This window comes from Pseudomonas sp. BP6, from assembly GCF_017875935.1.
Classification (GTDB): domain Bacteria; phylum Pseudomonadota; class Gammaproteobacteria; order Pseudomonadales; family Pseudomonadaceae; genus Aquipseudomonas; species Aquipseudomonas putida_Y.
This window is the reverse complement of sequence record NZ_JAGINI010000001.1, coordinates 3,334,154-3,354,632: the sequence shown is the minus strand read 5'-3', so window position 1 is coordinate 3,354,632 and position 20,479 is coordinate 3,334,154. Positions and strand designations below refer to the sequence as shown.

Sequence of the window (20,479 nt, the reverse complement as noted above, 5' to 3'; positions counted from 1 at the left end):
TGTAACTGATGCAAGTTGGAGCGCCTGCGTGGAGCAGCAGCAAGATAAGCGGTTCGTCATTCTCGATACCGAAACCACGGGTATGCCGGTTGGCGAAGGCCACCGGATCATCGAGATCGGCTGTGTCGAGGTCATCGGCCGGCGTCTGACCGGGCGGCACTTCCACGTCTACCTGCAGCCAGACCGCGAGAGTGACGAGGGCGCGATCAACGTTCACGGCATCACTGATGCCTTCCTGGTCGGCAAACCACGCTTTGGCGATGTCGCCGAAGAGTTCTTCGACTTCATCCAGGGTGCCACGCTGGTCATCCATAACGCGGCGTTCGACGTTGGCTTCATCAACAACGAATTCGCCTTGCTGGGCCAGCAGGATCGCGCTGACATTTCGCGGCACTGCACCATTCTGGACACCCTGCTGCTGGCACGTTCGCGCCACCCGGGGCAACGCAACAGCCTGGATGCGCTGTGCAAACGCTACGACATCGACAACTCAGGCCGTGAGTTGCACGGCGCACTGCTCGACTCGGAACTGCTGGCTGACGTTTACCTGGCCATGACCGGTGGCCAGACCAGCCTGTCGCTGGCTGGCCATGGTGCAGATGCAGAGGATGACGGGCAGGGGGCTGGCGGCAGCGAGATCCGCCGGATTGTCGGGCGTACGCCGGGTCGGGTGATCATGGCCAGCGCCGAGGAACTGGAGGCGCATGCCGAGCGTCTGGCGGCCGTTGCCAAGTCGGCGGGTGGGCCTTCGCTGTGGCAGACCCTGACTGAGACACCAGCCGGCTGATCTTTCGCCCTGCAACAGGAGTGGAGATCGTTGTAGGAGCGGGTTTACCCGCGAATACGGTGGTGGCTGCGGCGGTGAGTGGCGGGGGGCAGATTGGCCAGCAGGCCCGGCCCTTTCGCGGGTAAACCCGCTCCTACGACGCCTGTGTCCAGTCACCGACCGGTGTCCACGTAGGGGCGGGTTCACCCGCGAAAGGACCAGTACAGGCAATACAAGGCTCAACTACCCTGAAATGGACGCCATGTCCTTTTGAGGTAGCCGCCTGATGTACAAGGACCTCAAGTTCCCGATCCTCATCGTCCACCGCGCCATCAAGGCCGACAGTGTTGCTGGCGAGCGCGTGCGGGGTATTGCCGAGGAACTGCGCCAGGATGGCTTTGCCATTCTTGCCGCAGCCGACCACGCCGAAGCGCGCCTGGTCGCCGCCACCCACCATGGCCTGGCCTGCATGCTGATTGCCGCCGAAGGCGCTGGCGAGAACACCCACTTGCTGCAGAACATGGCCGAGCTGATCCGCCTGGCCCGTCTGCGTGCACCCAGCCTGCCGATCTTTGCCCTGGGCGAGCAGGTGACCTTGGAAAATGCCCCCGCCGAAGCCATGAGCGAGCTCAACCAGCTGCGTGGCATCCTTTACCTGTTCGAAGACACCGTGCCGTTTCTCGCCCGCCAGGTGGCGCGTGCCGCACACACCTACCTCGATGGCTTGCTGCCGCCGTTCTTCAAGGCGCTGGTGCAGCACACCGCGCAGTCCAACTATTCCTGGCACACCCCGGGCCATGGTGGCGGTGTGGCCTATCATAAAAGCCCGGTAGGCCAAGCCTTTCACCAGTTCTTCGGGGAAAACACCCTGCGCTCGGACTTGTCCGTTTCCGTACCGGAGCTGGGTTCGCTGCTTGACCACACAGGCCCACTGGCCGAAGCCGAGGCCAGGGCGGCGCGCAACTTCGGCGCCGACCACACCTTCTTCGTCATCAATGGCACCTCCACGGCCAACAAGATCGTCTGGCACGCCATGGTCGGCCGTGACGACCTGGTACTGGTGGACCGCAACTGCCACAAGTCGGTGGTGCACGCAATCATCATGACGGGGGCCATCCCGCTGTACCTGTGCCCGGAGCGCAACGAACTGGGCATCATCGGCCCGATCCCGCTCAGCGAGTTCAGCTCCGAGGCGATCGCTGCGAAGATCCAGGCCAACCCCCTTGCCCGTGATCGTGGGCGGCGCATCAAGCTGGCGGTCGTGACCAACTCCACCTACGATGGGCTGTGTTACCACGCCGGGCTGATCAAGCAGACCCTGGGTACCAGTGTCGAGGTGCTGCACTTCGACGAGGCCTGGTTCGCCTATGCGGCGTTCCACGACTTCTTCACCGGGCGCTACGCCATGGGCACCGCCTGCGCGGCAGACAGCCCGCTGGTGTTCAGCACCCATTCCACCCACAAACTGCTGGCGGCGTTCAGCCAGGCCTCGATGATTCATGTGCAGGACGGTGCCAGGCGGCAACTGGACAGGGACCGCTTCAACGAAGCGTTCATGATGCACATCTCTACCTCGCCGCAATACAGCATTCTCGCCTCGCTGGATGTGGCGTCGACCATGATGGAAGGGCCGGCCGGGCGCTCGCTGCTGCAGGAGATGTTCGACGAAGCGTTGAGCTTTCGTCGTGCCCTTGCCAACCTGCGGGAGCACATTGCCGCAGAGGACTGGTGGTTCAGCATCTGGCAGCCGCCAAGTGCCGAGGGCATCCCCCGTCTGGTCGCGCAGGACTGGTTGCTGCAGCCAGGGGCGCAATGGCATGGGTTTGCTGAAGTGGTGGCCGATTATGTGCTGCTCGACCCGCTGAAAGTGACCTTGGTAATGCCGGGCCTGAGCGCAGAGGGTGTGCTGGGCGCGCGCGGCATCCCGGCGGCGGTAGTCAGCAAGTTTCTCTGGGAGCGCGGGCTGGTGGTGGAAAAAACGGGCCTGTACAGCTTCCTGGTACTGTTTTCCATGGGCATCACCAAGGGCAAGTGGAGCACCCTGCTCACCGAGCTGCTGGAATTCAAGCGCCACTATGACGGCAACACCCCGCTCAGCAGTTGTCTGCCGAGCGTGGGGGCTGCCGACGCCTTGCGCTACCAGGGCATGGGCCTGCGCGACCTGTGCGACCAGTTACATGATTGCTACCGCGCCAATGCCACGGCCAAGCAGCTGAAGCGGCTGTTCACCCGTTTGCCGGAGGTGGCCGTAAGCCCGGCCCAGGCCTATGACAAGATGGTGCGTGGGGAGGTAGAGGCGGTGCCGATCGAGGCACTGCTGGGGCGTGTGGCAGCGGTGATGCTGGTGCCGTACCCGCCTGGGATCCCGTTGATCATGCCGGGTGAGCGGTTCACCGAGGCGACCCGCTCGATCCTGGACTACCTGGCATTTGCCCGGGCATTCAACCAGGGCTTTCCCGGGTTCGTCGCCGATGTGCACGGCCTGCAGAACGAAGGGGGCCGCTACACCGTGGATTGCATCACGGAATGCGTGTGATCTCGACACCGGAGCGTGCCAGCTCGAAACGGTTTTCACCCAGGTGGTTGACCTTGTCGCCGATGGCCAGGCGGTAGGTGGTGATGGGGGCGCCCAGCGTGCTGCCATCGAGTTGCAGGGTGGACTCCTGGAACTCGTGCACGGGGTAGATGCGGCCTTCGGCGTCACGGGCGTGGAATTGGCCGACCATTACTGCTGCCATTTGGGTGGAAACCTCTGAATTACGTAGGAAATGTATGAAGGCATAGACCGTGAAACAGACTCGGAAGTTTTCGCCTTGCGGAAAAAAAACCAAAGCAACGAGGAGCGGTCATCTATAACTACAACGTCTCTTTACCCCGCAAAGGTTGGAATTGCCATGAGCCAGGTGTATTCGGTAGCAGTCGTCGTCGGTAGCTTGCGCAAGGAGTCCTACAACCGCAAGGTCGCCCGCGCACTTTCGGAGCTGGCGCCGTCCAGCCTTGCCCTGAGGATCGTCGAGATTGGCGACCTGCCGCTGTACAACGAAGATATCGAAGCCGAGGCACCGCCGGAAACCTGGAAGCGTTTTCGCGATGAGATCCGCCGCAGTGATGCGGTGCTGTTCGTCACCCCGGAATACAACCGCTCGGTGCCGGGCTGCCTGAAAAATGCCATCGATGTGGGCTCGCGGCCTTACGGGCAAAGTGCCTGGAGCGGCAAGCCGACGGCGGTGGTGAGTGTGTCGCCGGGGGCTATTGGGGGCTTTGGCGCCAACCATGCGGTGCGCCAGTCGCTGGTGTTTCTCGACATGCCCTGCATGCAGATGCCCGAGGCTTACCTTGGCGGGGCGGCGAGCCTGTTCGAGGATTCCGGCAAGCTCAACGACAAGACGCGACCGTTCTTGCAGGCGTTCGTCGACAGGTTTGCTTCCTGGGTGAAATTGAACAGGGCGGTCTGAACCCCGAATCATGCTGTGCAGCGCCCCCCGTAGGAGCGGGTTTACCCGCGAATGCGTCATTGAATTTGCCGACGCATTCGCGGGTAAACCCGCTCCTACCCGTCAGCGGAAGCTGTACGAAACCCCCGCATATACGCCAAACCCTTCGCCCGGTGTCGAACGGGCATTGTCCTTGCCGGCGTCGTTGTAGGCCGGCGTCACGGTCGCTGCATAGCGCTGGTTGGTCAGGTTGCGCAGGTCCAGCCAGGTCTGCCAGTCCTGCTTCGGTGAGTCCCAGCCAACGCGCGCGCCGAGCAAGGCATATTCATCTGCGTGGTAGCTGTTGGCGTAGTCCACTTGCACCTTCGAGGCCATTTGCGTGTTGACCCCGGCATAGAAGCCGCTCGGCCAGTCATAGCGCAACTCGGCCTGATAGTAGTGCATGGGGATGCCGGGCAGACGGTTGTCGCCAAATGTGTCGTCATCACGGTAGTGGAAGTCGCTGAAGGTGTAGGCCTGGCGCAAGCTCAGCTTGCCAGTGCCCGCGCGTTCCCACAGGGTGCTGTCGAGGCCGGCTTCAACGCCTTGGTGCACGGTAGCGCTGGCGTTGAATTCCGAGGTGAAATTCGGCACTACCTCAACGGCCAGCAGTTCGTGGCGCACTTGCGAGTAGTACCAGGCCAGGTCCCAGCGGCCGAGCGCCGAGTCGCCACGGGCGCCCAGTTCCAGAGTGGTGGCTGTCTGGTTCTGCATCTCGATCGGCTGGATCTGCTTGCCGCCTGTGCTGGGCGCGCTCCAGATCAACGACCACGGGTGTGGCGGCTCTACCGAGCGGCTCAGGTTGCCGTACACCTGCAAGTCCGGGCGGATGTCGTAGCGCAGCCCCAGGCGGGGCGCATAGTCCCAGTCATGCATGCTCACCTTGCCGCCTTCAGCGGGGTAGGTCACGTCACTTTCGCGGCGTGTGTAGATCATGGCCAGGCCGGTGCTCAGCCACAGGTTGGGGACCAGTTCCAGGTCGTTGCCAACATGCAGCACGGTGTCCGAGCCCTGGTAGGTGAAGTCACGGGTGCGCTCGCCGAACACATCGCCATTGCGGGTAAATTGCGAAGCGCCGCTGTTGGGCAGGTGCTTGGTGGTACGCCAACCGACGGTGGTCTTGCTCTCGTGGCCGAACAGTGTGTCGCGGCGGAAATAGTTCAGCGTACCGCTGACATCGGTGTAGGCGACCTTCAGGCGCATCGGGCCCTCGCGCAGGTCCATCGGGTAGTCGTGATAGACCAGGCCGGCTTCCAGGCGCGCCTCGTCGTCGAGGTAGAAGGTGGTCTTGTTGCCCATCCAGGTGCTGCCTGGCTGCGGGCGACTGTCGTCGCGGGCCAGATAGGTCGGGTTGGCTGCACGCGGGTGGTGCTTGATCTGGTCTTTGGTCAGGCGCCCGGGCAGTTCGTTTTCAGTTTCCCGGTAGCGCAGGTAGAAGCGGGTTTCCAGGTTGGGGTTGAAGCGGTAACCGACATTGGCGGCAATGCCCTTGGCGCTGCCAGTGCTGTGCGCCTGGTAGCCGTCATATTCCGAATCGGTCAGGGCCACGTAATAGTCGAGATTGCCCAGCACCTGGCCCGAGCTGATGTGCCGGTGCTGGTAGCCGCGGCTGCCGACCTCGTAGCGCACTTGCAGTGCAGGCGCGTCGTAGCCGGTGTGGGTGACATAGTTGATGGCACCGCCCAAGGCCAGGGCGCCTTGGTCGAAGCCATTGGCGCCACGCAGCACTTCGGCACGGCTCAGCCAAAGCGGTTCGAACAATTCGTAAGGTGTGCCGCCCGGGCCGGTCAGCGGCAGGCCGTCGAACATCGTGTAGACACCGGAACCATGCGCCCCCGGCGCACGGTTGAGGCCCGAGCCGCGTATCGACAGCTTGATGCCATCGTTACCTGCCGATTGGGCGAACACCCCTGGCTGGTAGGCCAGCACGTCTTGGTTGCTGGCCACTCGGCCTTGCCCCACGCGCTGCATGTCCACCAGGTTGCTGGCTCCCGGTATTTCACGCAGGCGCTCGCCGGCTGCCGTCAGCTCGTTCTGCTCCTCATCGGTGATCAGCACCCGGCCCAGTTCGACCGCGGATGCCCCCAGGGCGGGCTGGGTGGCAGCCAGTGCCGCCAGCAGACCGAGGCAGGATGAGAGGGGTAAATCGGAACGCATTGTACGACTCCAGGCGAAAGGCGAATGGACAACGGCGTTGAGACGAGCGGAATGCGGCTGGGAGCACGCAGAAAGTCAGCAAATCGTGCGCATCCTTCGTCATACGGTCTTGTACGAAAGTTCTTTACAAACCACGGCGGTGGAGGCGGGTGGCCTGTGCTTCGTAAGGTGACTGCAGGTAGGCAGTAATGCCCCGCTCAATCACCCGTGGAGTTCAAACATGACTGACAACGCTCGACACTCGCAGCAACCCCTGGCGGACGCCCCGGTTCGCCTGACGCCACGTGAACAGCAAGTGCTGTTGTGGTGTGCTTATGGCAAGAGCTCGTGGGAGATCGGCCAGATCCTTGAATGCAAGGAGTCGACGGTGAATTTTCACGTGTCCAACATCCTGCGCAAATTTGAAGTGCCTACCCGGGTGGCCGCTGTGATCAAGGCCATTCGCTACGGCATGCTGGCCGAGCAGTAAGGGGGTAGCGCATGAGCAACGATCCACGGCTACCGCGCTTTGCCGATTGCCATGATCCGTTTTGGCCACGGGTCGACCTGGGCAGGTTGCGGGAGCACCTGCAACTGCCGCGATCTGTCAGTGAAGCTGCATTGGAAGTGGCCGCGCGTTGCGCTGCCATCGAGGCAGCACGCGAATTCGCCCGCTGGCGGTCAGTACTGCGAGAGCGGGGCTACAAGCGCCTCGAGGATGTGGCCGGTCATGATCATGGGCGGGCCTTGCGGGTGTGCTACATCCGTTTTGTCGAAGCGGCGGTCATGTATAGCCTGGGTTCAACCGCCTGTCTGCCTGTTCCGCGCGGAGGGCAAGTGCATGCCTGAGCTATCAGTTTTTGACAACCTGGCCCAGGCATTGGTGGCGTTCCTGGGTGTGGATGGCGATGTCCTGTTCGCCGCGCTGCTGGGAGCATTGTTGGTGAGTGCGGCACGCGATCGATTGATCACCAGTGAGGCCAGGCGCCTGACGCTGGCCAAGAAACTGCTGCTGCTATTCGTGACCGTGGGCGTGGGCCATTTGTTCGAGCCACTGGTTTCGTCATTGGTGCCATTGCTGACCCGGGGCATGGCGGCATTCGTGGCCGCTGTGGTGGTGATCCCCATCAGCCTCAAGGTCATGGTCTGGCTGGATACACTCGACCCGCGCGAGCTCATCCAGCGCTGGCGCCGTCGGGGTTAGCCATTGGCTGCGCCGCCGAGTTCACTCAATTGCTGTTCCAACTGCTGGATGCGCTGCTTGTCCTTGATGAACAGCAGGATGGCCTGGCGATCGCTGTGCGAGAGCGTGCGCAGCCGTTCGAGCATTTCGCACTCCCAGCCCGCATCATCTGGGACGGCGGCGTTGTGCCCGGCCTGACCCAGCAATAGCCAGTCCAGTGAGCATGCATGCTTTTTGGCAGCGTCTATGCAAAGTGAGTAAGGAATGCTTTCGCGAACCTTCCAGCTGCTCAGCGTTTGCGGGCTGACCGACAGCGCGCGTGACAACTCGGCATCAGTTTGTGCGCCAGTGAGAAGTTTAAGGCGCGTGAGCACCGCAGCAAGTCCGTGAGTACTCATAACAAATATCCATGACTGGTTTAATGATATTCCATGGGCTTAAACTACTCGTTATGAATACAGCCCTGCGTTTTAAGGAGCACTTCTGCAATGAGAACTATCAAATTGAAGAATACACCCACAGTTGCAGCCAATACTGACACACAGGCTAGCCTGGGCAATGCTAGCAGGTACTTGCCGTGAGTACTTACAAGCTGGTTTGCCCGCATTGCCATAGCCGGATGCGCATACGTACTAGCGAAGGGCGCCATATTTTCCTGCGAATCGCTTATTTGCAATGCACCACCGAGGCGTGTGGCTGGTCAGTGCGCGCCGAATTCGAAATGACCCATGAACTCTCCCCCAGCGGCATGCCCAACCCGGAAGTGTACCTGCCTTCGGCCAATGGTGATTTGCGCAAGGCCGCCTTGCCGGGGGCAGGCCAGGGCAGCCCGAGTGAGTGAGGCACCATTGGGCGCAGGTAGCAAAACGTGCAGATAAAAAAACACCCCGCCTAGGCGGGGTGTTTTCTGTTACCGGGGCTGCCGGGGTGATCAACCGATCAGTTGCAGGCCCGCTTGCTGAACCATTTCCAGCAGGGGCTGCGGGTACACACCCAGTACGAAAGCGAGAATGGCGATAGCCAGCAGCATGACGCCGCCGGTGCGCTGTTCCCACTTGAGCGGGGCGTCGTGACGACGCAGGTTCGGCTCGACCAGGTACAGGGTAACCATGACGCGCAGGTAATAGTACACGCCGATGGCGCTACCGATCACCAGCGCACCGACCAACCACCACAGGTGCGATTCGACGCCGGTGGCGATGATGTAGAACTTGCCGATGAAGCCGGCGGTCAGCGGGATACCCGCCAGCGACAGCATCATCACGGTCAGTACCGCTGTCAGGTAGGGGCGGCGCCAGAACAGGCCGCGGTACTCGTACAGGGCATCGGCGTCACGGCCGCCGTATGGCGAGGACATCAGGGTGATGACGCCGAAGGCGCCCAGGCTGGTGATCACGTAGGTGACCAGGTATACGCCCATGGCTTCCAGGGCCAGGCCTTTGCTGGCGACCAACGCGATGACCAGGTAACCGAAGTGGGCGATGGACGAGTAACCCAGCAGACGCTTGAGGTTGCTCTGGGTCAGCGCCAGCAGGTTACCAATCAGGATCGAGGCTACGGCAATCACCGCCAGTACGGTGCTGAGCACGCCGCTGCTGGCAGCAGGTGAGAGCATGAACAGGCGTACGACAACGGCGAATACTGCCACCTTGCTGGCGGTTGCCAGGAACGCGGCGACCGGCGCTGGAGCGCCTTCGTACACGTCCGGGGTCCACAGATGGAACGGTACCAGCGACAGCTTGAAGGCCAGGCCGACCAGCATCATGCCAAGGCCCAGTTGGGCCACCAGGCTTGGCATGCTGGTGGTAGCCAGGGCCTTGCCGATCTGGTCGAAGCTCAGGCTGCCAGCGTCGGCGTACAGCAGGGCCATGCCGAACAGCAGGAAAGCCGAGCCTGCGGCCGACAGCACCATGTACTTGATGCCGGCTTCCAGCGATCGCTTGTTGAAGAAGGCATACGCCACCAGGCCGTAGACCGGTACCGACAGCAGTTCCAGGCCGATGAACAGGCCGGCCAGGTGGTTGGCGCTGACCAGCACCAGCCCACCGAGAGCCGACATCAGCAGCAACAGGTACAGTTCTTCACGGTTGCCCGGGAAACCCTTGGAACCCTCGCCGAGGTAGGCGTGGGCGAGGGTGACGCAGGCCAGCGTCGCTATGAGGATGATCGCCATGTACAGGCAGGCGAACTTGTCGATGGTGATCAGCGAGGTGACCGCCAGCGGCGCGACCTTCAGCGCCGGCAGGAGCGACAGCAGGGCCAGGTTCAGGCCCACGGTGGACAGCAGGAAGGTCTGCGAGTGGTTGCGCTTCCAGGCGATCGCCAGCATCACCACCACCGTGGTGATGGTGGTGATCAGCATCGGCGCCAATGCGATGAAGTGTTGAGTGGTGAATTCCATAGCGCTCTTACCGGGCCGAAGCGAGTTGAGTGAAAGCGGATCCGAGCCACTGCTGCACACCACTCATGGTGGCGGCAGAGGTGTCGAGGAACGGCTGCGGATACACGCCCAGCAGGATCAGCAATACCGCCAGACCCAGAACCATGATCAGTTCGCGACTGTCCATGCCGGCCAGCACGGTGTCGGCCTTGGCCGGGCCGAAGTAGGCACGGTGGATCATGATCAGCGAGTAGACAGAACCGAACACCAGGCCAGTGGTGGCGATCACGGTGATCCACGGTACGTGCACGAAGCTGCCGATCAGGATCAGGAACTCGCCGACGAAGTTGCCGGTGCCTGGCAGGCCCAGCGATGCCGCTGCGAAGAACAGGCTGATGGCCGGCAGGTAGGCGATGCGGTGCCACAGGCCACCCATCTGACGCATGTCACGGGTGTGCAGGCGCTCGTACAGTTGGCCGGACAGGATGAACAGCGCCGCAGCCGACAGGCCGTGGGCCAGCATCTGGATCACCGCACCTTGCAGGGCTTGTTGGCTGCCGGAGTAGATACCGATCAGCACGAAGCCCATGTGCGAGACGCTGGAGAAGGCGATCAGGCGCTTGATGTCGGTTTGTGCGAAGGCCAGGAAGGCACCGTAGAAGATACCGATCAGGCCCAGGGTCATGGCGATCGGCGCGAACTCGGCCGAGGCGTTCGGGAACAGCGGCAGGGCGAAGCGCAGCAGGCCGTAGGCCGCAGTCTTCAGCAAGATACCCGCCAGGTCCACCGAGCCTGCAGTCGGTGCCTGGGCGTGAGCGTCAGGCAGCCAGGAGTGGAACGGCACCACCGGCAGCTTCACCGCGAAGGCGATGAAGAAGCCCAGCATCAGCACGTATTCGATACCGGCTGGCAACTCGGCCTTGAGCAGGTCGCTGTAGTTGAAGGTGAGCACGCCAGTGGTGTTGTAGTTGACCAGCACCAGGCCCAGGATCGCCACCAGCATGATCAGGCCGCTGGCCTGGGTGAAGATGAAGAACTTGGTCGCCGCGTAGATCCGGGTCTTCTTGCCATCTGCCGAGCTGTGACCCCAGAGCGCGATGAGGAAGTACATCGGCACCAGCATCATTTCCCAGAAGAAGAAGAACAGGAACAGGTCCAGGGCCAGGAACACACCGACCACGCCGCCGAGGATCCACATCAGGTTGAGGTGGAAGAAGCCGACGTGGCGCTGGATCTCTTTCCAGGAACACAGCACCGACAGCACACCGAGCAGGCCGGTGAGCAGGATCATCAGCAGCGACAGACCGTCAAGGGCCAGGTGGATGCTGATGCCGAAGCGCTGGATCCACTGGAGCTTGTATTCCAGGGCCCAGGCCGGTTCGGCGCCCGGGGCTGGAGCGAGGGTGTAGTCACCGGTACCCCACAGCCACAGGCCGATGCCAAGCAGCAGGGACATGGTCAGCAGCGCGATCCAGCGCGGCAGGGTGGCGCCGAAGCGCTCACCCAGCCAGCACAGGAAGCCGCCGATGAAGGGGATCAGGATCAGCCAAGGCAAAATCATGACGGGTTGGTTTCCTTTGGCAAAGTCGCAAGATTCATAGTCATACCGCAGCCACTACCACAGCACCGAGCACCAGCACGGCACCCACGGCGATAGAGGCGGTGTACCAGCGCAGTTGGCCGGTCTCGGTCTTGCTCATGGCAACGTGGCCGCCACGCGCCATCCGAGGAATCAGGCCGATGGTGCGGTCAACCGGGTCCTTGCGCAGGATGTGGCTGATCAGCAGGTACGGTTTGACGAAAAGCTTGTCGTAGATCCAGTCGAAGCCCCAGGCAGCGAACCACCAGGCCGACAGGACGCGACCGATGCCACTGTTGGCTACGGCGCTGACGAAGTGGCGCTTGCCCAGGAACAGCAGGGCGGCCAGCAGGATACCGGCGATGGCGATGGCACCCGAGGTGATCTCCAGCGCGTGCTTGGCTTCGCCACCGGCATGGCCGGCGCTTTCCGGCAGCACGCCCGCCAGCGGCGGGGTGATCCAGGCGCCGACGAAGGTCGACAGCACGATCAGCACGCCCAGCGGCAGCCAGTGGCTGATGCCGTGGCCAGCGTGGGCTTCGGTCTTGGCTTCGCCATGGAAGGCGATGAAGATCAGGCGGAAGGTGTACAGCGAGGTCATGAACGCGCCTACCAGGCCGGCATACAGCAGGCCGGTGTTACCGCTGGCAAAGGCTTCCCAGAGGATCTCGTCCTTGGAGTAGAAGCCCACGGTCACGATCGGCAGGGCCGCCAAGGCAGCGCCACCGACCACGAAGCTGGCATAGGCCAGCGGCAGTTTCTTCCACAGGCCGCCCATCTTGAAGATGTTCTGCTCGTGGTGGCAGGCAACGATCACCGCACCGGAGGCAAGGAACAGCAGGGCCTTGAAGAAGGCGTGGGTCATCAGGTGGAAGATTGCCGCGTCCCAGGCACCCACGCCCAGGGCCAGGAACATGTAGCCGATCTGGCTCATGGTCGAGTAGGCGAGGATACGCTTGATGTCGGTCTGTACCAGCGCAGCGAAGCCGGCCAGTACCAGGGTCACGCCACCGACCACACCTACCAGGTGCAGGATGTCCGGCGCCAGCAGGAACAGGCCGTTGGTACGGGCGATCAGGTACACGCCTGCGGTCACCATGGTTGCGGCGTGGATCAGTGCCGAAACCGGGGTCGGGCCCGCCATGGCGTCGGCCAACCAGGTCTGCAATGGCAGCTGTGCCGATTTACCGACCGCACCACCCAGCAGCATCAGCGTGGCCAGCACCATCCAGGTGTCGCCAGCCTGGAACTTCTGCGGTGCCAGCACCAGCAGTTCCTGCACGTTCAGGGTGCCCAGCTGGGCGAACAGGATGAACAGGCCGATGGCCATGAACACGTCGCCGATACGGGTGACGATGAATGCCTTGAGTGCCGCGTTACCGTTGTTGCGGTTGCTGTAGTAGAAACCGATCAACAGGTACGAGCACAGGCCCACGCCTTCCCAGCCGAAGTAGATGAACAGCAGGTTATCGCCGAGGATCAGGAACAGCATGCTGGCGATGAACAGGTTGGTGTACGAGAAGAAGCGCGAGTAGCCGGCTTCGCCACGCATGTACCAGGACGCGAACAGGTGGATCAGGAAACCGACACCGGTCACTACGCCGAGCATGGTGACCGACAGGCCGTCCAGGTACAGGGTGAAGTTCGGCGCGAAGCCATCCACCGACATCCACTGCCACAGCAGCTGGCTGTACGCACCGCCCTCAGGCGGGGCGACGTTGAACTGCCAGATGACGTAAGCGGCCGTGGCGGCCGACAGGCCTACCGAGCCGACGCCGATCAGGGCGGACAGGTTCTCCGAGAACCGTCCGCGCGAGAACGACAGCAGCAGGAAGCCGATGAGGGGAAAGACGAAAGTCAGGAAGAGAAGGTTCATCCGCGCATCTCACTGGCAGCATCGATGTCGAGAGTGTGGAAGCGGCGATACAGTTGCAGCAGGATGGCCAGGCCAATGCTGGCCTCGGCGGCTGCCAGGCTGATCACCAGAATGAACATCACCTGGCCGTCGGGCTGGACCCAACGGGCACCGGCGACGACGAACGCCAGGGCAGAGGCGTTCATCATGACTTCCAGGCTCATGAGCACGAAGAGGATGTTGCGGCGGACCATCAGGCCAACCAGACCTAAGCAGAACAGGATGCCGGCGACCGCCAGACCATGCTCGAGAGGGATAGCACCCATGATTTACTCCTTCGCCTCGTTGCGGCCCAGGTGGAAGGCGGTGACGGCCGCAGCCAGCAGCAGCATCGACGCCAGTTCGACCACCAGCAGGTAAGGGCCGAACAGGCTGATGCCCACTGCTTTCGGGCCCACGGTGGTACCGCTGATGCCAGCGCCGCTCGGGGTGACGAACAGGACGTACAGCAGCTCCAGCAGCAGCAGGGTGCCGAGGATCACAGGCCCTGCCCAGATACCGGGCTTGAGCCATCCCCGTTCCTGGGCGACCGAAGCCGGCCCGAGGTTGAGCATCATCACCACGAACACGAACAGCACCATGATGGCGCCGGCGTAGGCGATCACTTCCAGGGCGCCGGCAAACGGCGCACCCAGGGCGAAGAAGATCATGGCCACGGAAATCAGCGAAATGATCAGATAAAGCAAGGCGTGCACGGGGTTGGTGCCAGTTACCACCCGAAGGGTGGAGACCACGGCGATCCCGGATGCGAAGTAGAAAGCGAATTCCATCTTTCTGTCCTTATGGGAGCAAGCTCTTCACGTTGATCGGCTCGGCTTCGTTCTGTGCAGAGCCCTTCGGCTTGCCAGCGATTGCCATACCCGCAACACGGTAGAAGTTGTAGTCAGGGTTCTTGCCGGGGCCGGAGATCAGCAGATCTTCTTTCTCGTACACCAGGTCCTGACGCTTGAACTCGGCCATTTCGAAATCCGGAGTCAGCTGGATCGCGGTGGTCGGGCACGCTTCTTCACACAGGCCGCAGAAAATGCAACGCGAGAAGTTGATGCGGAAGAATTCCGGGTACCAGCGGCCGTCCTCTGTCTCGGCCTTCTGCAGCGAAATGCAGCCAACCGGGCAGGCCACCGCGCAGAGGTTGCACGCTACGCAGCGCTCCTCGCCATCGGGGTCGCGGGTGAGGACGATGCGGCCGCGGTAGCGCGGCGGCAGGTACACGGGTTCTTCGGGGTACTGCAGGGTGTCGCGCTTGCGGAACCCGTGGGAGAACACCATTGCCAGGCTGCGCAGCTGGGTGCCGGTGCCCTTAACGATGTCGCCGATATACTTGAACATGGGTCAAATCCTCACTGGGCCGCGACGGCTGGCGTGTTGTAGAGCACGATCGCAGCGGTCACCAGCAAATTGATCAGGGTCAGCGGCAGGCAGAACTTCCAGCTGAAGTCCATCACCTGGTCATAGCGTGGGCGCGGGATCGAGGCGCGCAGCAGGATGAACAGCATGATGAAGAACGCGGTCTTCAGTGCGAACCACAGGAACGACAGTTGCGGCAGGATGCCGAACGGACCGTGCCAGCCGCCGAAGAACAGGGTTACCAGCAGCGCCGAGATGAGGATGATGCCGATGTACTCACCGACGAAGAACATGCCCCACTTCATGCCGGCATACTCGATGTGGTAGCCGTCGGCCAGTTCCTGTTCTGCTTCCGGCTGGTCGAACGGGTGACGGTGAGTCACGGCGACGCCAGCGATGAAGAAGGTGCAGAAGCCGAAGAACTGCGGAATGATGAACCACAGGTTCTGCGCCTGGTACTCAACGATGTCGCGCATGTTGAACGAGCCCACCTGCACCACCACGCCCATCAGCGCCAGGCCCAGGAACACTTCGTACGACACGGTCTGTGCCGAAGCACGCAAGCTGCCCAGCAGGGCGTACTTGTTGTTCGACGACCAGCCGGCGAACAACACCGCGTAGACCGACAGACCGGCCATGGCGAAGAAGAACAGCAGGCCGATGTTCAGGTCGGCAACGCCCCAGGTCGGGGTGATCGGGATGACCACAAAGGCGATCAGCAGGGCGCTCATGGCCACTACCGGTGCCAGGGTGAAGATCATGCGGTCGACGAAGGGCGGGTTCCAGTCTTCCTTGAAGAACATCTTCAGCATGTCGGCAGCGATCTGGAACATGCCGAACGGGCCGACGCGGTTCGGACCGTAACGGTCCTGCCACCAGCCCAGCAGGCGCCGCTCGACGAAGCTGAGCAGCGCGCCGCAGACCACCACCGCCAGCAGGACCACGATGGCCCGCAGCACGGTCAGGATCACATCGATCACTTCGGGGGTGAACCAGCTCATTGTGCTGCCTCCTGCAGACCTTCGACGGATGCACCGAAGATGGCAGGCGGAATGCCAGCCAGGCCTTTCGGCAACGCGACCAGGCCAGCGCCCAGCTCTTCATTGATACGCAGCGGCAGGCGCAGGGCCACACCGGCAACGTTCAGGCTCAGCAGGGCGCCTTCGTTGACGCCCAGGCGGTCGGCTTCGGACTTGGCCAGGGCCACGTAGGCAGCCGGGATGCGCTCTTGAACCGGAGCGGCGCGCGAGGAGCTTTCTTCGCTGCCGAACAGGTGGAAGAACGGCACGGCAGTCCAGGTGCCACGGGCCGGGTTGAAGGCCCCCGGAATGGTGTTGAACCAGTTCAGGCGGTCGCCTTGCGACTCGATCAGGCGTACGCCTGGATCACCGGCACGCAGGTGGCCACCGACCTCGTCCTGGAACTTGTTCCAGGCTTGTGGGGAGTTCCAGCCCGGCGACCAGGCGAACGGCACCTGCTGGCGCGGTTCGGCCGAACCCGAGTAGCCTTCCATGGAGAAGGCGAACGCGGTGTCCTTGTCTTGCGGCGTGCGCGGCTCGTGCACACTGATGTTGGCGCGCATGGCAGTACGGCCGGAGTAACGCAGCGGCTCTCGTGCCAGTTTCATGCCCTTGATGCGGAACGCGGCGCTTGGCGCGGCGTTGACGATGCCGGCCAGTTGCGGGGCGGCTTCGGCGCAGGCGCTGGTGACATGGTCCAGCTGGGTCCAGTCAACCGGCTTGTTCAGCAAGGTGGCACGCAGGGCGTGCATCCAGCGCCAGCCTTCGTGGATCTGGATGCTGCTGTCCAGGTACTGCGGGTCGAACACCTGGAAGAAGCGCTGGGCACGGCCTTCCTGGCTGACCAGGGTGCCGTCGCCCTCGGCGAACGAGGCAGCCGGCAGCACCAGGTGGGCGCGGTCGACGGTGGCAGTTTTGGAGTGGTCGGCAACGATCACCACCTTGGCTGCAGCCAGAGCTGCATCGACCTTGGCGGCCGGTACGCGGGCGTACAGGTCGTTCTCCAGCACCACGATGGCATCGGCTTTTCCGCTGATGACCGCGTCCAGGGCGGCATCGACCGACTCGCCACCGAGCATGGCCAGGCCGAGGCTGTTGGCCTCAGGCACCACCAGGCTCAGCGAGCCGTTCTTCTCGCGCAGCTTCAGGGCCTTGGCGATGTTGGCAGCGGCTTCGATCAGCGCCGGGTCGGCCAGCGAAGTACCGGCTACGACCAGTGGGCGCTTGGCGGCGACCAGGGCGTCGGCGATACGCTGGGCCAGGGCCTTGGCTTCGGCGTCCAGGCCTTCGACGGCAGGGGCGCTTGGGTCGATGGCGTGGGCCACGGCGAAACCGATGCGGGCCAGGTCGGCCGGGGCGGCGTGCACGCACTCTTCGGCGACGTCGTCCAGCTTGGTTTCAGCCAGGGACGCGATGAACAGCGGGTACAGCGCGTGCTGGCCAATGTTCTTAACGGCAGCGTCAAGCCACGGCTGCACTTTCATGGCTTCGGCCATGGCCTCGGCCTTGCCTTTGGTGGCCTGGCGCACGGCCAGGGCAACGCGGGCAGCGGTTTGGGTCAGGTCTTCACCGAGCACGAACACGGCGTCGTGGTCTTCGATGTCGCGCAGGGTCGGCACGGGCAGCGGGCTGTTGTTAAGCACGTTCAGCGCCAGGCGCACGCGGGCCAGCTCGCCGGCTTCCATGCCCGAGTAGAAGTGTTCGGTGCCGACCAGTTCACGCAACCCGTAGTTGCTTTCGAGGCTGGCGCGTGGCGAGCCGATACCGACGATGGTACGGCCGCGCAGCAGGTCGGCGGCCTTGTCCAGGGCGGCGTCCAGGCCCAGCTTGGTGCCGTCGGCCAGTTGTGGCTGGCGTGGGCGGTCCTTGCGGTTGACGTAGCCGTAGCCGAAGCGGCCGCGGTCGCACAGGAAGTACTGGTTGACCGAACCGTTGAAGCGGTTTTCGATACGGCGCAGTTCGCCGTAGCGCTCACCCGGGCTGATGTTGCAACCGCTGGAGCAGCCGTGGCAGATGCTTGGGGCGAACTGCATGTCCCACTTGCGGTTGTAGCGCTCGGAGTGGGTCTTGTCGGTGAATACGCCGGTCGGGCAGACCTCGGTCAGGTTGCCGGAGAACTCGCTTTCCAGCACGCCGTCTTCGACGCGGCCGAAGTACACGTTGTCGTGGGCGCCGTATACGCCCAGGTCGGTACCACCGGCGTAGTCCTTGTAGTAGCGCACGCAGCGGTAGCAGGCGATGCAGCGGTTCATCTCATGGGCGATGAACGGGCCGAGGTCCTGGTTCTGGTGGGTACGCTTGGTGAAACGGTAACGGCGCTCGTTGTGGCCGGTCATTACCGTCATGTCCTGCAGGTGGCAGTGACCGCCTTCCTCGCACACCGGGCAGTCGTGCGGGTGGTTGGTCATCAGCCATTCGACGACGCTGGCGCGGAACGCCTTCGACTCTTCGTCGTCGATGGAGATCCAGGTGCCGTCGGAAGCAGGGGTCATGCAGGACATGACGATACGACCACGGGTGTCGTTCTCGTCGGTGTACTGCTTGACTGCGCACTGCCGGCAGGCACCAACGCTACCAAGCGCCGGGTGCCAGCAGAAATAAGGGATGTCGAGGCCGAGCGACAGACATGCCTGTAACAGGTTGTCTGCACCGTTGACTTCGAGCGCTTTGCCGTCTACGTGGATAGTGGCCATTGTTCAAAGTTCTTCGTTGGCCCGCGTGAGCGGGCGTGGCTAATGGAAATCGGTGAGCTTGCGACACGCCTCGATTGCTCGGGCCTGCCGGCAAGCTGGCGAGTGGCACGGACCACCCGCCTAATCATCTTGTTATGCGCCGACCACGATCGGCTTCGCCAGGTCGGGGCGCAGGGTTGCAGCGCTTTCTGGCGCCACACCGGCCTCGAACTCCGAGCGGAAGTATTTGATGGCACTGCCCAGCGGCTCGACGGCACCTGGTGCGTGAGCACAGAAGGTGCGGCCTGGGCCAAGGAAGTTGACCAGCCCCAGCAGGGTCTCGATGTCTTCGGCGCGGCCCTGGCCTCTTTCCAGTGCACGCAGCATCTTCACGCTCCACGGCAGGCCGTCACGGCATGGGGTGCACCAGCCACACGATTCGCGGGCGAAGAACTCTTCCATGTTGCGCAGCAGTGACACCATGTTGATGCTGTCGTCGACCGCCATGGCCAGGCCAGTACCCATACGGGTGCCGACCTTGGCGATGCCACCGGCGTACATTTGTGCATCGAGGTGCTCGGGCAGCAGGAAGCCGGTACCGGCGCCGCCTGGCTGCCAGCACTTGAGCTTGAAGCCATCGCGCATGCCGCCGGCGTAGTCTTCGAACAATTCGCGCGCGGTAACGCCGAATGGCAGTTCCCACAGGCCTGGGTTCTTCACCTTGCCGGAGAAGCCCATCAGCTTGGTGCCATGGTCTTCGCTGCCTTCGCGGGCCAGCGACTTGTACCAGTCGTTGCCGTTGGCGACGATGGCCGGCACGTTGCACAGGGTTTCGACGTTGTTCACGCACGTCGGCTTGCCCCACACGCCAACGGCGGCAGGGAAGGGCGGCTTGGAGCGCGGGTTGGCGCGGCGGCCTTCCAGCGAGTTGATCAGCGCGGTTTCTTCACCGCAGATGTAGCGGCCGGCACCGGTGTGCACGAACAGCTCGAAATCGAAACCGCTGCCCAGGATGTTCTTGCCCAGCAGGCCGGCGGCCTTGGCTTCATCGATGGCGCGGTTGAGGTTCTTCGCTGCGGTGGTGTATTCGCCACGCAGGAAGATGTAGCCGCGGTAGGCCTTGAGGGCGCGGGCGCTGATCAGCATGCCCTCGACCAGCAGATGGGGCTGTTGCTCCATCAGCATGCGGTCCTTCCAGGTGTTCGGCTCCATTTCGTCCGCGTTGCACAGCAGGTAGCGGATGTTCATGGATTCGTCTTTGGGCATCAGGCCCCACTTCACGCCAGTGGGGAAGCCTGCACCGCCACGGCCCTTGAGGCCGGAGTCCTTGACGCTTTGCACGATGTCGTCGGCGGACATCTGTGCCAGCGCCTTGCGGGCTGCGGCGTAGCCGTTCTTCGATTCGTACTCGGCCAGCCAGACCGGCTCGCCGTCGTCACGCAGGCGCCAGGTCAGCGGGTGGGTTTCGGCCGAGCGCGCGATGCGGTTGGCCGGGCCGAAGGAAGTAATGGTCATACGTAACCCTCCAGCAGTTTGGAAACGCCAGCCGGCTGCACGTCACCGAAGGTGTCGTCGTCGATCATCAGCGCCGGGGCCTTGTCGCAGTTGCCCAGGCAGCACACAGGCAACAGGGTGAAACGGCCGTCGGCGGTGGTCTGGCCGAGGCCGATGCCCAGCTCGCTCTGAATCTGGCTGACCACCGACTCATGGCCGCCGATGTAGCAGACCATGCTGTCGCACACGCGGATGATGTGGCGGCCGACCGGTTGGCGGAAGATCTGGCTGTAGAAGGTGGCGACACCCTCGACGTCGCTGGCCGGAATGCCCAGCACTTCGCCGATGGCGTGGATGGCGCCGTCCGGCACCCAGCCACGCTCCTTCTGGACGATCTTCAAGGCTTCGATGGACGCCGCGCGCGGGTCCTCGTAGTGATGCATTTCGTGCTCGATGGCCGAGCGCTCGGTTTCGCTCAGGGCGAAACGGTCTGTCTGGATAAGCGTGCTGTTCAT

The 20,479-nt window shown here is 63.0% G+C and carries 20 protein-coding genes; 7 read left to right on the top strand and 13 right to left on the bottom strand.

Annotated features, from left to right (window positions below; all coding sequences use genetic code 11):
- Window positions 1-28 precede the first annotated feature (28 nt).
- Together dnaQ and J3A98_RS15325 are read left to right on the top strand one after the other, a co-directional pair.
- The gene (dnaQ, locus tag J3A98_RS15330) at window positions 29-787 is read left to right on the top strand and encodes a DNA polymerase III subunit epsilon (RefSeq protein WP_209967167.1); all 759 of its coding nucleotides are present in this window, start codon (window positions 29-31) and stop codon (window positions 785-787) included.
- Between the two features lie 265 nt (window positions 788-1,052).
- Window positions 1,053-3,302: an Orn/Lys/Arg decarboxylase N-terminal domain-containing protein gene (locus J3A98_RS15325; protein WP_209967164.1), complete on the top strand. Its 2,250-nt coding sequence runs from the start codon at window positions 1,053-1,055 to the stop codon at window positions 3,300-3,302.
- On the opposite strand, the gene J3A98_RS15320 is transcribed toward J3A98_RS15325, so the two are convergent.
- Window positions 3,286-3,504: a hypothetical protein gene (locus J3A98_RS15320; RefSeq protein WP_010954911.1), complete on the bottom strand. Its 219-nt coding sequence runs from the start codon at window positions 3,502-3,504 to the stop codon at window positions 3,286-3,288. The two genes, J3A98_RS15325 and J3A98_RS15320, sit on opposite strands and share 17 nt — an antisense overlap.
- Window positions 3,505-3,660: 156 nt before the next feature.
- Here J3A98_RS15320 and chrR point away from each other — a divergent pair, with 156 nt between their 5' ends.
- Window positions 3,661-4,221 carry a class I chromate reductase ChrR gene (gene chrR, locus J3A98_RS15315; RefSeq protein ID WP_176682207.1) on the top strand — a complete coding sequence of 187 codons (561 nt, stop codon included), beginning with the start codon at window positions 3,661-3,663 and terminating at the stop codon, window positions 4,219-4,221.
- A gap of 102 nt (window positions 4,222-4,323) precedes the next feature.
- On the opposite strand, the gene J3A98_RS15310 is transcribed toward chrR, so the two are convergent.
- Window positions 4,324-6,396 (bottom strand): TonB-dependent receptor, encoded by a 2,073-nt coding sequence (locus J3A98_RS15310; protein WP_209967162.1) that lies wholly within the window; start codon window positions 6,394-6,396, stop codon window positions 4,324-4,326.
- Between the two features lie 220 nt (window positions 6,397-6,616).
- Here J3A98_RS15310 and J3A98_RS15305 point away from each other — a divergent pair, with 220 nt between their 5' ends.
- The 3 genes from J3A98_RS15305 to J3A98_RS15295 are packed head-to-tail and all read left to right on the top strand — an operon-like array spanning window position 6,617 to window position 7,579.
- Window positions 6,617-6,865, top strand: coding sequence for a helix-turn-helix domain-containing protein (locus tag J3A98_RS15305; protein WP_003251454.1), 249 nt, complete (start codon window positions 6,617-6,619; stop codon window positions 6,863-6,865).
- Between the two features lie 11 nt (window positions 6,866-6,876).
- Complete coding sequence (locus J3A98_RS15300; RefSeq protein ID WP_060489089.1) at window positions 6,877-7,224, top strand: head completion/stabilization protein; 348 nt, start codon at window positions 6,877-6,879, stop codon at window positions 7,222-7,224.
- Window positions 7,217-7,579 (top strand): hypothetical protein, encoded by a 363-nt coding sequence (locus J3A98_RS15295; RefSeq protein ID WP_010954908.1) that lies wholly within the window; start codon window positions 7,217-7,219, stop codon window positions 7,577-7,579. Before J3A98_RS15300 ends, J3A98_RS15295 begins: the two co-directional genes overlap by 8 nt.
- On the opposite strand, the gene J3A98_RS15290 is transcribed toward J3A98_RS15295, so the two are convergent.
- Complete coding sequence (locus J3A98_RS15290; protein WP_176682209.1) at window positions 7,576-7,956, bottom strand: helix-turn-helix domain-containing protein; 381 nt, start codon at window positions 7,954-7,956, stop codon at window positions 7,576-7,578. The genes J3A98_RS15295 and J3A98_RS15290 overlap by 4 nt on opposite strands.
- Before the next feature lie 179 nt (window positions 7,957-8,135).
- Here J3A98_RS15290 and J3A98_RS15285 point away from each other — a divergent pair, with 179 nt between their 5' ends.
- On the top strand, window positions 8,136-8,399 hold the full coding sequence (locus J3A98_RS15285; RefSeq protein WP_010954906.1) for an ogr/Delta-like zinc finger family protein: 264 nt from the start codon (window positions 8,136-8,138) through the stop codon (window positions 8,397-8,399).
- 90 nt (window positions 8,400-8,489) lie between these two features.
- Here the strand turns inward: J3A98_RS15285 and nuoN are convergent, their stop codons facing one another.
- The 10 genes from nuoN to nuoE all read right to left on the bottom strand — a co-directional run bounded on the left by nuoN (window position 8,490) and on the right by nuoE (window position 20,479).
- Complete coding sequence (nuoN, locus tag J3A98_RS15280) at window positions 8,490-9,959, bottom strand: NADH-quinone oxidoreductase subunit NuoN (RefSeq protein ID WP_014861246.1); 1,470 nt, start codon at window positions 9,957-9,959, stop codon at window positions 8,490-8,492.
- Between the two features lie 7 nt (window positions 9,960-9,966).
- Window positions 9,967-11,499 (bottom strand): NADH-quinone oxidoreductase subunit M, encoded by a 1,533-nt coding sequence (gene nuoM / locus J3A98_RS15275; RefSeq protein WP_176682211.1) that lies wholly within the window; start codon window positions 11,497-11,499, stop codon window positions 9,967-9,969.
- Between the two features lie 40 nt (window positions 11,500-11,539).
- Entirely contained in the window at window positions 11,540-13,393 is a 1,854-nt protein-coding gene (nuoL, locus tag J3A98_RS15270; protein WP_176682212.1) for an NADH-quinone oxidoreductase subunit L, read from the bottom strand.
- Complete coding sequence (nuoK, locus tag J3A98_RS15265; RefSeq protein ID WP_003251446.1) at window positions 13,390-13,698, bottom strand: NADH-quinone oxidoreductase subunit NuoK; 309 nt, start codon at window positions 13,696-13,698, stop codon at window positions 13,390-13,392. The genes nuoL and nuoK overlap by 4 nt, the downstream gene beginning before the upstream one ends.
- Before the next feature lie 3 nt (window positions 13,699-13,701).
- Window positions 13,702-14,202, bottom strand: coding sequence for an NADH-quinone oxidoreductase subunit J (gene nuoJ, locus J3A98_RS15260; protein ID WP_176682213.1), 501 nt, complete (start codon window positions 14,200-14,202; stop codon window positions 13,702-13,704).
- Between the two features lie 10 nt (window positions 14,203-14,212).
- Window positions 14,213-14,761, bottom strand: a complete 549-nt coding sequence (nuoI, locus tag J3A98_RS15255) for an NADH-quinone oxidoreductase subunit NuoI (RefSeq protein WP_003251442.1) — start codon at window positions 14,759-14,761, stop codon at window positions 14,213-14,215.
- A gap of 11 nt (window positions 14,762-14,772) precedes the next feature.
- Entirely contained in the window at window positions 14,773-15,780 is a 1,008-nt protein-coding gene (nuoH, locus tag J3A98_RS15250) for an NADH-quinone oxidoreductase subunit NuoH (RefSeq protein ID WP_051098956.1), read from the bottom strand.
- Window positions 15,777-18,491, bottom strand: coding sequence for an NADH-quinone oxidoreductase subunit NuoG (nuoG, locus tag J3A98_RS15245; RefSeq protein ID WP_209967160.1), 2,715 nt, complete (start codon window positions 18,489-18,491; stop codon window positions 15,777-15,779). Before nuoG ends, nuoH begins: the two co-directional genes overlap by 4 nt.
- 132 nt (window positions 18,492-18,623) lie before the next feature.
- The gene (gene nuoF / locus J3A98_RS15240) at window positions 18,624-19,985 is read right to left on the bottom strand and encodes an NADH-quinone oxidoreductase subunit NuoF (protein WP_020192000.1); all 1,362 of its coding nucleotides are present in this window, start codon (window positions 19,983-19,985) and stop codon (window positions 18,624-18,626) included.
- Complete coding sequence (nuoE, locus tag J3A98_RS15235) at window positions 19,982-20,479, bottom strand: NADH-quinone oxidoreductase subunit NuoE (protein WP_003251433.1); 498 nt, start codon at window positions 20,477-20,479, stop codon at window positions 19,982-19,984. The genes nuoF and nuoE overlap by 4 nt, the downstream gene beginning before the upstream one ends.